The sequence below is a fragment of the Micromonospora tarensis genome (assembly GCF_016803395.1).
Lineage (GTDB): Bacteria > Actinomycetota > Actinomycetes > Mycobacteriales > Micromonosporaceae > Micromonospora > Micromonospora tarensis.
The window spans coordinates 1-11,023 of sequence record NZ_JAEVHL010000217.1 but is presented as its reverse complement, the minus strand read 5'-3'; the positions used below and the strand labels follow the sequence as shown (position 1 = coordinate 11,023).

General features: G+C 72.5%; 9 protein-coding genes and 3 pseudogenes. 2 read left to right on the top strand and 10 right to left on the bottom strand.

Features of this window, described 5'->3' with window-relative positions; translation table 11 throughout:
- The 8 genes and pseudogenes from JM949_RS28415 to deoC all read right to left on the bottom strand — a co-directional run.
- Positions 1 to 592: cytochrome d ubiquinol oxidase subunit II (locus JM949_RS28415; RefSeq protein ID WP_309232364.1), on the bottom strand; the 592-nt coding region annotated here is incomplete at its 3' end.
- An 18-nt stretch (positions 593 to 610) separates the two neighbouring features.
- Positions 611 to 1,006, bottom strand: coding sequence for a cytochrome ubiquinol oxidase subunit I (locus JM949_RS40205; RefSeq protein ID WP_238434048.1), 396 nt, complete (start codon positions 1,004 to 1,006; stop codon positions 611 to 613).
- A gap of 165 nt (positions 1,007 to 1,171) precedes the next feature.
- Positions 1,172 to 1,863 (bottom strand): annotated as a pseudogene (locus JM949_RS40200) (cytochrome ubiquinol oxidase subunit I); the annotation flags it as partial.
- Positions 1,864 to 2,136: 273 nt separating this feature from the next.
- Positions 2,137 to 3,042 carry a M56 family metallopeptidase gene (locus tag JM949_RS28405; RefSeq protein ID WP_203151258.1) on the bottom strand — a complete coding sequence of 302 codons (906 nt, stop codon included), beginning with the start codon at positions 3,040 to 3,042 and terminating at the stop codon, positions 2,137 to 2,139.
- Positions 3,043 to 3,052: 10 nt separating this feature from the next.
- Positions 3,053 to 3,505 carry a BlaI/MecI/CopY family transcriptional regulator gene (locus JM949_RS28400; RefSeq protein WP_203151257.1) on the bottom strand — a complete coding sequence of 151 codons (453 nt, stop codon included), beginning with the start codon at positions 3,503 to 3,505 and terminating at the stop codon, positions 3,053 to 3,055.
- Positions 3,506 to 3,652: 147 nt separating this feature from the next.
- On the bottom strand, positions 3,653 to 4,477 hold the full coding sequence (locus JM949_RS28395; protein ID WP_203151256.1) for an aldehyde dehydrogenase family protein: 825 nt from the start codon (positions 4,475 to 4,477) through the stop codon (positions 3,653 to 3,655).
- On the bottom strand, positions 4,470 to 5,900 hold the full coding sequence (locus JM949_RS28390) for an aldehyde dehydrogenase family protein (RefSeq protein ID WP_203151255.1): 1,431 nt from the start codon (positions 5,898 to 5,900) through the stop codon (positions 4,470 to 4,472). Before JM949_RS28390 ends, JM949_RS28395 begins: the two co-directional genes overlap by 8 nt.
- A gap of 6 nt (positions 5,901 to 5,906) precedes the next feature.
- On the bottom strand, positions 5,907 to 6,866 hold the full coding sequence (deoC, locus tag JM949_RS28385) for a deoxyribose-phosphate aldolase (RefSeq protein WP_203151254.1): 960 nt from the start codon (positions 6,864 to 6,866) through the stop codon (positions 5,907 to 5,909).
- A gap of 135 nt (positions 6,867 to 7,001) precedes the next feature.
- Between deoC and upp the strand changes: the two genes are divergently transcribed.
- Both upp and JM949_RS28375 read left to right on the top strand, forming a co-directional pair.
- Positions 7,002 to 7,634, top strand: a complete 633-nt coding sequence (gene upp, locus JM949_RS28380; protein WP_203151253.1) for a uracil phosphoribosyltransferase — start codon at positions 7,002 to 7,004, stop codon at positions 7,632 to 7,634.
- Positions 7,635 to 7,706: 72 nt separating this feature from the next.
- Complete coding sequence (locus tag JM949_RS28375; protein ID WP_203151252.1) at positions 7,707 to 8,384, top strand: GOLPH3/VPS74 family protein; 678 nt, start codon at positions 7,707 to 7,709, stop codon at positions 8,382 to 8,384.
- An 18-nt stretch (positions 8,385 to 8,402) separates the two neighbouring features.
- Here the strand turns inward: JM949_RS28375 and JM949_RS28370 are convergent.
- Positions 8,403 to 10,069: pseudogene (locus JM949_RS28370) on the bottom strand (phospho-sugar mutase).
- 48 nt (positions 10,070 to 10,117) lie between these two features.
- Positions 10,118 to 11,023: pseudogene (locus tag JM949_RS28365) on the bottom strand (PsbP-related protein); the annotation flags it as partial.

The following is an 11,023-nucleotide window of genomic DNA, read 5'->3' as shown; positions in this document are numbered from 1 at the left end:
TGGCCAGCCCGGCGGTGGCCGCGAACGGGGTGGCCAGGTGCGACACCCCGGCGACGTGCCCGTCGGCCTGACGTGGCACGCCCTGCAACAACGCGGCGACCATGGCCAGCCCGGCGGTGGCCGCGAACGGGGTGGCCAGGTGCGACACCCCGGCGACGTGCCCGTCGGCCTGACGTGGCACGCCCTGCAACAACGCGGCGAGCAGCACACCCCAGCCCAGCGCGGCGAGAGCACTGCCGATCACCACGACGCGGTCCCAGCGGGCGCGGGACCGCTCGTCGGTGGGCCGGCTGCGCAGTTGCACCCCGGCGGTGACCAGGATGACGCCGACCAGTGCGCCGGCGACGGCCGGATAGCAGCCGGCGAGCAACTCGCCCTCCAGCACCGGGAACGCGCCGAAGAGGATGCCCACGGCGGCCACCAGCCAGACCTCGTTGCCGAGGAAGAACGGGCCGAGCGCGGTGAGCGCCTGCCGCCGCCCGGCCGGGCCGACGCCGCGCGCGAGCAGCAGCCCGACGCCGTAGTCGTAGCCGGCGAGCACCAGGTAGCTGGCGAAGAAGAGGCCGAGCAGGGCGTACCAGGCGAGGTCCACGGTCTTCTCCTCAGCGGCTCAGAGCAGGGCGGGTTCGGGGTGGGCCGGCTCGCTGGGCGGGGCCGGTGGGCGACCGAGCGCCGGGTCGGCCGCGCCGCGGGCCGCGTGCCGGGCGAGCAGCACCCAGTTGGTGACGGCGAGGGTGCCCAGCAGCAGGCTGAAGCCGATCAGCGAGGTGAGCATCAGCGGCGCGCTGACCGGGGAGACCGCCTGCTCGGTGGGGAGCAGTCCGTACGCCACCCAGGGCTGGCGGCCGACCTCCCGGGCGATCCAGCCGAGGATCACCGCGACGAGCGGCAGCGGCAGGGCGAGCAGGATCAGCCAGAGCGGGAAGCGCAGCCGGATGACCCAGTCCCGGAAGAGCAGGGGGAGCAGGAACCACACGCAGCCGAGCGTGAGGCCGATCAGGATCATGAAGCCCAGCCCGACGTTGGCCAGCACCGGCGGGGTGTAGTCGCCGGGGCCGAACCGGCTGGTCCACTCGGCGATCAGTGCCTGGTTCTCCGGGCCGTCGCCGCCGAACTTGGTCGGCTGCACCGCGCCCACCGGGCCGAACTGGGCGAAGCCGAAGCCCTGCACCAGCGTGATGGCCAGTGCCGAGGTCACCAGGCCGATCCGCAGCGAGGTGCGGAACAGCGCGAAGTCGGCGGTGCGCCGGATCAGGTGCCAGGCGCTGACGGCTGCCATCAGCATCCCGCCGACCAGCAGCGCGGCCGAGGCCACGTGCCCGAGCGCCATGCCGAGGCTCGGGTTGGTGAGCAGGGCCCCGAAGTCGGTGAGGTGGGCGATCCCGTCGCGTACCTCGTACCCGACCGGGTTCTGCAACCACGAGTTGGTCACCATGATCCAGAAGGCCGAGGCGTACGCGGTGATCGCCACGCCCCAGAGCAGCGCGAGGTGTACGCCCCGGCGCAGCCGTGCCAGCCGAAGATCCACATCCCGAGGAACGTGGACTCCAGGAAAAAGGCCACCAGCGTCTCGATGGCCAGCGGCGCGCCGAAGACGTTGCCGACGTAGCGCGACAGGCCGCTCCAGTTCAGCCCGAACTGGAACTCCATCACGATGCCGGTGGCGATGCCGAGCACGTAGTTGATCACGTAGAGCTGGCCCCAGTAGCGCGTCAGCCGTTCCCACTTCGGGTTGCCGGTGAGGACCCAGGCGGTCTGCATGCCGACCAGCAGAGTCACCAGCCCGAGCGTGACGACCACGAAGAGGAAGTGGATCGAGGTGGTGGTGGCGAACTGCAGGCGGGCGAGGAGCACTGTGTCCATGGCCGGCTCTCCGTAGTGTTGGCTCCCTTGTCGTAGCCACCCTACACGTAGGTTCTCTACATGTCTGACTACTACGTGATGTCGTAGATAAGTCTACGACATCACGTAGTAGTTGTGTGCCGGGAAGATCGCGCTCGATCCTGGAGGTAGTGGTCTCGTCCGCCGTGGGATGCCACTCGATCCTGGATCGAGCGCGATCTTGGGATCGGAAGGCGGGCGCCGCGGCGCGCGGTTCGGGGCCGAGGCGAGGCCCGTGAGCGCGCTGGGGTCAGCTCAGGACAGGAAGAGGGTGATCGGGAGGGCGACCAGCGTGCTGGCGACCGCGAGGGCGGTGGCACCGAGCGCCCGGGGCGGCCGGTCGGCGACCAGCAGCCGCTGCACCCGTACGTCGAGATCACGGTCGCCCATGCCCAGCGCGCCGGCCGGGGTGATCCGGTGCCCGGCGGCGGCGAACCGGCGCAGCGCCCCCGCCAGCGGGGCGTCGGCGTGCAGCTCGCGGGCCTTGTCGTCGGCGCGCATCTCGACCAGCAGCGCGACCCGCTCGTGCGCGTCGCGTACCCAGCCGAACCAGGGCAGCGCCCGGCACAGCGCCGTGAACGGCAGCAGCACCAGGTCGTGCCGTTCGTGGGCGTGCGCCCGTTCGTGGCTGAGCACCGCCGCCAGCTCGGCCCGGTCCAGCAGGCTGAGCGTGCCGGCGCTGACCACCACCTGCGGCTTCACCCCGGGCAGGCAGTACGCGGCGGCGCTCGGATGATCCAGCACCAGCGCGCCCGGCGCGGCCGGGTCGTTCCGGGCCACCAGGGAGAGCAGGTCCCGGTGGCGACGCTGGGCGCGTACGGTGCCGTGGATGCTGCGCACGGTCGTGGTGACCAGCACCGCGCCGATGCCGAACCCCACCCCGACGCCAGCCAGGTGGAAGGTGCTCAACCCGCGCGGGAGGGCGCCGTGGGCGAGGTCGTCGGCCAGGGCGAGCAGTGCGCTGCCGGTCGGCAGGTCGTACGTGCTCAGGCCGAGCGCCATCGGCAGGCCCATCGCCGAGAGGCCCAGCGCCAACCCGACGGCCTGCCAGCAGATGATCGCCACCCGAGGGCTGCGCCACGTCCAGGTGGAACGGGCCAACACCTGGGCGGTCAGATAGCAGGCCAGCATCGTGGCGGCGAAGTGCACGGCGTAGGCCATGGCGCGCGCCCTACCGCTCCGCTGCCTCGCCGGCCGGGCGTCGGCCGGCCGGCCCGTCCACCCGATCGGTCAGCGCGTCGGTCGAGCCCGGCCCGGTCAGACCGGCCTCGCTGCCCAGGGCCGCCCGCAGCACCTCGGCCTCGGTGCCGGTCACCGAGCGGGCGAACCGCACCAGCGCGGCGTCCCGGCTGCCGCCCAGGTCGAGGGCGTCGAGCATGAGCTGGGCGATGTGCGCCTCGCGGCTGGCCGCCGGCCGGTACCGCCAGGCGCGGCCCTCCCGCTCCCGCTGCACCATGCCCTTGCCGGCGAGCCGGTCCAGCACGGTCATCACCGTCGTGTAGGCCAGCTCGCGTCCATCGAGCGCGTCGGCCACCTCGCGCACGGTCACCCCGTCCGACGTGCCGGGGACCACGTCCCACAACACGTCCATCACCGCACGCTCAAGATCGCCCAACCGAGTCACACCCGAATCCTACCCCCGGTAGTAGACCCCCGACCCACCAGCGCCGCCACCCCGTCGACCGGCGAGCCAACCCGAGGCGGAACCCCGTGAGCCGACCCGATCGACGGGCCCGGGCCACGTCAGACCCCCAGGCCGAGCAGAAGACGATCACACCCCCTTGGGGTGCCACACCGTCTTCGTCTCCAGCAGGGTCGTCATCCGGGCCAAGCCTGGGCCGGCGAACCAGTCGTGGTCGCCCGGGGCTGGTCGGAGCACCCGCTTGAGGTTCTCCGCCGCCTTCACCTCCAGGTCGGTGGCGAGGGTGGCGTCGGTCACCCCGGTCAGGTCGATCGCGTTGACGTCCAGGTGCGACGCCAACGTCGGCGCGGTCTCGGTGATCGCGCCGGTCAGGATGTTGACCACCCCGCCGGGCAGGTCGGACGTGGCCAGCACCTCGGCCAGCGTCACCGCCGCCAGCGGCTCGGTGGGGGAGGCCGCCACCACCACCGTGTTGCCGGAGACGATCGCCGGGGCGATCACGCTGACCAGCCCCAGCAGCGCCGGACGCTCCGGGGCGACGACCGCGACCACGCCGGTCGGCTCCGGCGCGGAGAGGTTGAAGTACGGGCCGGCGACCGGGTTGGCGCCGCCGTACACCTGGGCGATCTTGTCAGCCCAGCCGGCGTACCAGACCCAGCGGTCCACCGCGGCGTCCACCTCGTCGCCGGGGATGCCCAGGGCGACGAACTGCTCGCGGCGGCCCTCCAGCATCTCGGCGGCCCGGTAGAGGATCTGACCCCGGTTGTACGCGGTCGCGCCGGCCCAGCCCTTCACGGCGGCGCGGGCGGCGACGACCGCGTCCCGGGCGTCCTTGCGGGAGGCCAGTGACACATTCGAGGACTGCACGAGATACGACCGTCCCGACTCGCTGCGCGGGAACTTCCCGCCGATGAAGAGCTTGTACGTCTTGCGTACCGCGACCCGCTCAGACATTGAGGTAGCCCTCCAGCCCGTGCCGGCCGCCCTCGCGACCGTAGCCCGACTCCTTGTACCCGCCGAACGGCGAGGTGGGGTCGAACTTGTTGAACGTGTTGGCCCAGATGACTCCGGCGCGCAGCCGGTCGGCCATCCACAGGATCCGGGAACCCTTGTCGGTCCAGATCCCCGCCGACAGCCCGTACGGCGTGTTGTTGGCCTTCTCCACCGCCTCGGCCGGGGTGCGGAAGGTGAGCACCGACAGCACCGGGCCGAAGATCTCCTCGCGGGCGATCCGGTGTGCCTGGGTGACCCCGGTGAAGATGGTCGGCGCGAACCAGAAGCCCCGGTCGGGCAGCTCGCACGGCGGCGACCAGCGTTCGGCGCCCTCGGCCGAGCCGGCGTCGGACAGCTCGCGGATCCGCTCCAGCTGGGCGGCCGAGTTGATCGCGCCGACGTCGGTGTTCTTGTCCAGCGGGTCGCCGACCCGGAGTTGGGCCATCCGCCGCTTCAGCGACTCCAGCACCCGGTCGGCCACGTTCTCCTGCACCAGCAGACGGGAACCGGCGCAGCAGACGTGCCCCTGGTTGAAGAAGATCCCGTTGACGATGCCCTCGACGGCCTGGTCGACGGGCGCGTCGTCGAAGACGATGTTGGCGGCCTTGCCGCCCAACTCCACTGTGAGCTTCTTGCGGGTGCCGGCGACGGAACGGGCGATGGCCCGGCCGACCTCGGTCGACCCGGTGAAGGCGACCTTGTCCACGCCCGGGTGCTCGACCAGCGCCCGGCCGGTGTCGCCGGCGCCGGTGAGGATGTTGACCACACCGGCCGGCAGGTCCGCCTGCTGGCAGATCTCGGCGAAGAGCAGCGCGGTCAGCGGGGTGGTCTCGGCCGGCTTCAGCACCACGGTGTTGCCGGCGGCCAGCGCCGGGGCGATCTTCCAGGCCAGCATGAGCAGCGGGAAGTTCCACGGGATGACCTGCGCGGCCACGCCGATGGGCTTCGGGTCGGCGCCGAAGCCGGCGTGCTCCAGCTTGTCGGCCCAGCCGGCGTAGTAGAAGAAGTGCGCGGCGACCAGCGGCAGGTCCACGTCGCGGGATTCCCGGATCGGCTTGCCGTTGTCCAGCGACTCCAGCACGGCCAGCTCGCGGGAGCGCTCCTGGATCAGCCGGGCGATCCGGTACAGGTACTTCGCCCGGTCCCGGCCGGGCATCGGACCCCAGACCTTGTCGTACGCCTTGCGCGCGGCGCGGACCGCGCGCTCCACGTCGGCCGAGCCGGCCTCGGCGACCTCGGCCAGCACCTCCTCGGAGGCGGGGTTGATCGACTTCAGGCTGCCGCCGTCGGCCGGGTCGACGAACTCACCGTCGACGAACAGCCCGTAGGAGGGCTTGAGGTCCACCACCGAGCGGGACTCGGGGGCGGGGGCGTATTCGAACATCGGCTATCAGTCCAGGGTGAAGTAGTCGGGACCGGAGTAGGTGCCGGTCGTCAGCTTGGTGCGCTGCATGAGCAGGTCGTTGAGCAGGCTGGACGCGCCGAAGCGGAACCAGTCCGGGTCGAGCCAGTCCGGGCCGACGGTCTCGTTGACCATCACCAGGTACTTGATGGCGTCCTTGGTGGTCTTGATGCCACCGGCCGGCTTCACACCCACCTGCCGCCCGGTCGCCGCGCGGAAGTCGCGGACCGCCTCCAGCATCACCAGGGTCACCGGCATCGTCGCCGCGACCGGGACCTTGCCGGTGGAGGTCTTGACGAAGTCGCCGCCGGCCAGCATGGCCAGCCAGGAGGCGCGCCGCACGTTGTCGTAGGTGGCCAGCTCGCCGGTCTCCAGGATCACCTTGAGGTGGGCGTCCCCGCAGGCTTCCTTGGTGGCCACGATCTCGTCGTAGACCTCCTGGTACCGCCCGGCCAGGAAGGCACCCCGGTTGATCACCATGTCGATCTCGTCGGCGCCGGCCGCCACGGCGGCCCGGGTGTCGGCGAGCTTGATCTCCAACGGCGCCTGGCCCGACGGGAAGGCGGTGGCGACGCTGGCCAGGTGCACGGCACTGCCACGCAGCACCTCGGCGACGTGGGGGACCATCGCCGGGTAGACGCAGACCGCGCCGACGTGCGGGCAGGACGGGTCGGCCGGGTCCGGGCGCAGCGCCTTCGCGGCCAGCGCGCGCACCTTGCCCGGGGTGTCCGCCCCCTCCAGGGTGGTCAGGTCGACCATCCGGATCGCCAGGTCGATCGCCTGCGCCTTGGCGGTGGTCTTGATGGAGCGGGTGCCGAGCTGTGCCGCCCGCTGCTCCGCGCCGACCTGGTCCACGCCCGGCAGGCCGTGCAGGAAGGTCCGCAGAGCGGTCTCGGATCGTCCCAGCTCGGAGAGCTCCGACCGGGCCGACGTCGTTGTCGCCGTCATGCCCCGAAGTCTACGCACCGGAGCGTCGAGTGATCTTGCTCACGATGTCCGGTCCGGTCGCTCCGACGTGAGCGGCGTCGCTGCTCCGACCGCAGCGGCAACACCCGGCCCTACGGAGCGGTAGGTTGAGCGATCGTGGATGTACACGTCATTGACCACCCGCTGGCCCAGTCCAGGTTGACCGCCATGCGGGACGCGCGCACCGATTCCTCGACGTTCCGGGCCGCGCTGCACGAACTGACCACCATGCTGGTGTACGAGGCGGCGCGCACCTTCCCCGTCGAGCGGTACCCGGTGCAGACGCCGGTCACCGGCACCGAGGGCACCCGGCTGGCGAACCCGCCGCTGCTGGTCCCGGTGCTGCGCGCCGGGCTGGGCATGGCGGACGCCGCGCTCGGCCTGCTGCCGGAGTCCTCGATGGGTTTCGTGGGCCTGGCCCGCGACGAGGCGACCTACGAGCCGCGCGCGTACATGGAGTCGCTGCCGCGCGACCTGACCGGGCTGCCGGTGCTGGTGCTCGACCCGATGCTGGCCACCGGCGGCTCGCTGGAGCACTCCTGTCGGCTGCTGGCCGACCGGGGGTGCACCGACATCACCGTGCTCTGCGTGCTCGCCGCGCCGGTCGGCATCGAGCGGCTGGAGCGCTCCGGCCTGCCGTTGCGCCTGGTCACGGCATCGATCGACGAAGGGCTCAACGACCGGATGTTCATCGTCCCCGGGCTCGGCGACGCCGGTGACCGGCAGTTCGGTGGCATGCCCCGCTTCTGAGGCGATACCCGGTCGGTGCCGGGTCCGGCGGGTCCGTGCACGGGGTGCGCGGACCCGCTACCGTCTTCGGCCATGACTGGTGTTGCGCTCGCCGAGGAGTTGCTGCTTCTCGCCTACGACGACACGACCGGCAAGGCGACCATGCCGCGGATCAGCCTGGACCTGGGCATGGCCGCCGCGGTGCTGGTCGAGCTGGCGCTGGCCGGCCGGATCGCGTACGCCGACGGGTCCCTGACGGTGGTCGACCCGACACCGACCGGCGAGCCGTTCAGCGACGAGGTTCTCGGCCGGATCGCCGCCGACACTCCGCACACCCCGGCATCGTGGGTGCAGCGGCTGCGGCACGGCCTGCGTGATCGGATCCTCACCGACCTGTGCCGGCAGGGCGTCGTCCGGGACGTCGACGAGACCGAGCTGGGCTTCATCCACGTGCACCGCTACCCGGTCGTGGACAGATCCGTCGAGGCGGAGACCCGGCAGCGGCTGGCCGAGGCGCTGACCGGCGCGGCAGCCCCGGACGAGCGGACCGCCGCGCTGGCCACCCTGGTCGTGGTGCTCCGGATGGAGTCCGCGCTCGGGGTGAGCGGCGAGACCGCCGCCGACGCCCGCCGCCGGTTGACGGAGATCGCCACCGGCGCCGGGTTCTCCGGCGAGGTGAGCACCGACGACTCGGTGGTCCGCCCCTCGGTCGGCCTGGTCGTCGCCGCCCTGGCCACCGCCGTCGACCAGGCCCTCGGCCCGCGCCGCTGACCCGCCGCCCGGCGTCGGCTACAACTTGAGGGCGGCGGCGACCTCGGTGCGGAGCCGCGCGATCGCCGTCTGCGCGCGGGTCCGGGCGGCGGCGACATCGCCGTCGGGCACCGGCTCCACCACCTCCAGGTACGCCTTGAGCTTCGGCTCGGTCCCGGACGGGCGGATCACCACCCGGGCCACCGCGGTGCGCAGGATCACCACGTCCGACTCGGGCAGCAGGTCCCGGACGCTGTCCACCGGCTGCCCGAGCAGGGTGGCCGGGGTGGCCGCCCGGATCCGGGCCATCGCGTCGGCGATCACCTGTAGGTCGTCCACCCGGGCGGAGAGCTGGTCGGTGTGGTGCACGCCGAACTCGGCGGCCAGCTCGTCCAGCCGGTCGGTCAACGTACGACCCTGGGTCTTCAGGCCGGCGGCCAGCTCCGCCACGGTCAGCGCGGCGGTGATGCCGTCCTTGTCCCGGACGTGCTCCGGGGCGACGCAGTAGCCGAGCGCCTCCTCGTAGCCGAAGACCAGCGGCGCGCTCCCGCCGCCGGCCCGCACGATCCACTTGAAGCCGGTCAACGTCTCGTCGTAGGGCAGGCCCCGGGCCGCGCACATCGCCCGCAGCAGGGACGACGACACGATGGTGGTGGCGTAGAGCCCGGTCACCCCACGACGCATCAGGTGGTCGGCGAGGAGCACACCCACCTCGTCGCCGCGCAGCATCCGCCAGCCTTCACGGTCGTCCCGGACGACCACCGCGCAACGATCCGCGTCCGGGTCGTTGGCGATGGCGAGATCCGCGCCGGTGGAGTCGGCCAGCGCGATCAACCGGTCCACCGCACCCGGCTCCTCCGGGTTGGGGAACGACACGGTGGGGAACGCCGGGTCCGGCTCGGCCTGGTCGGGCACGACCCCGGGGACCGGGAAACCCGCGCGGGCGAAGGCGGCGGTGAGCACCGCCGCGCCCACCCCGTGCAGCGGGGTGTACGCCACCGTCAGGTCCCGTGGCCCGTCCGGGTCGATCACCGCGGTGGCCCGTTCGACGTACGAGGCGACCAGGTCGTCGCCGAGCACCTGCCCGGGTGGGCCCAACGGCACCTGGGTCAGCGGCCCGACCGATCGGATGGCCGCCTCGATCCCGGTGTCGGCGGGCGGCACGATCTGCGCCCCGGCACCCAGCTCGCCGCCCAGCTCGGCACGAGGTAGACCTTGTAGCCGTTGTCCTGCGGCGGGTTGTGGCTGGCCGTGACCATCACCCCGGCGACCCCACCGAGCTGGCGCACCGCGTACGCCAGCACCGGGGTGGGCAGCGGGCGGGGCAGCAGCACCGCCGGTCGGCCCGCCCCGGTCGCCACCTGGGCGGTCCGCTCGGCGAACTGCCGGGAGCCGTGCCGGGCGTCGTACCCGATCACCAGGGGGCCGGTGCCACGGTGGGCCGCGAGCCAGCTGACCAGGCCGGCAGCGGCCTGGGTGACCACGGCGAGGTTCATCCCGTTCGGGCCGGCACGCAGGGGGCCGCGCAGTCCCGCCGTGCCGAAGGTCAGCGGACCGGCGAACCGGTCGGCCAGCTCCGGTGCGCTCGCCGGTAGCCGGTCGAGCACCGCCGTCAGCTCGTCCCGGCTCGCCGGGTCGGGGTCGTCGGCCAACCAACGCCGGGCTTGCTCGCGAATGTCGTCGATCTCAGTGGTGTCCGCCGCCATGCCCCTTGATAGCACGGCGGCGGAACACCGCTGTTGGTTCCCTCCGGCTCAGCCGTTGCCGGTGAGCTGGAACGTCCGCACCATCTCGTCGAAGATCGGCTTGCTCTCCGCGAACTTGGCGTCCGTCGAGGTCAGGTAGAACGAGTACGCCTTGCCGTCCTGGGCCACGCCGCGCCAGACGCCGTGCCGCATGACGTCGCCCTCGCCGCAGGTGTACTCGAACTCGGCGGCCGGTTTGCTGGCCAGCTCGGTCTCGGTGGCGGAGATCTGGTTGTACGGCTTGACGCAGGAGGTGCTCCTGGTCTTGAGGCCGTTCTCGGCCGTCTCCGCCCACCGGGCGGAGCTGCTGGACCACTTCTCGGTGATGATGCGGACCTTGCGCCCGCTGTCCTCCGGGTCGATGTAGTCGGTGTAGGAACCGCCGGTGGCCTTCTTCCAGCCCTTCGGCACCATGACCTGGATCCCGCGGGCGGTGTGCTCCTGCATCTCGACCACCGGAGCCGCCGGTGCGGACGGGGTGGGCTGTGCCGTCGGAGTGCTCGGCGGGGCGTCGTCGCCGGTGGAGAGCAGCACCACGGTGAGCAGCAGCACGACGACCACCCCGCCGGCCGCAGCCAGCTGCACCTTGCGGGGCCAGCCCTTGACCGTGCTGACCAGCTGACCGCCGGTGGCCCGGACCTTGCCCAACGCGCCGCCGCCCGAGGCGCCACCAGCCGAGGCGGCGGGTGCTGTCGTCCAGGGCTGGCCGGTGCCCGGCACCGACCACTGGTTGCCGCCGCCGTAGGTGCCGCCGATGCGCTGGGTCGCCTCCGGCGCGCCGCCGTACCCGACCTGCTGGGTGGCGTCCGCCGGGTTGCCGTAGCTGACCCGCTGGGTGGCGTCCGGGTGCCCGCCGGCGTCCACCCGCTGGGTGGCGTCCGCGGTGCCGCCGTAGGTGCGCCCGGCCCGACGGTC

What these genes read in the sequence shown, in the direction of transcription:
- JM949_RS28375 (WP_203151252.1), top strand. Translation starts at nt 7,707, where the DNA reads ATGACTGGTGTTGCGCTCGCCGAGGAGTTGCTGCTTCTCGCCTACGAC.
- JM949_RS28405 (WP_203151258.1), bottom strand. Translation starts at nt 3,042, where the DNA reads ATGGCCTACGCCGTGCACTTCGCCGCCACGATGCTGGCCTGCTATCTG.
- JM949_RS40205 (WP_238434048.1), bottom strand. Translation starts at nt 1,006, where the DNA reads ATGATCCTGATCGGCCTCACGCTCGGCTGCGTGTGGTTCCTGCTCCCC.
- deoC (WP_203151254.1), bottom strand. Translation starts at nt 6,866, where the DNA reads ATGACGGCGACAACGACGTCGGCCCGGTCGGAGCTCTCCGAGCTGGGA.
- JM949_RS28390 (WP_203151255.1), bottom strand. Translation starts at nt 5,900, where the DNA reads ATGTTCGAATACGCCCCCGCCCCCGAGTCCCGCTCGGTGGTGGACCTC.
- JM949_RS28395 (WP_203151256.1), bottom strand. Translation starts at nt 4,477, where the DNA reads ATGTCTGAGCGGGTCGCGGTACGCAAGACGTACAAGCTCTTCATCGGC.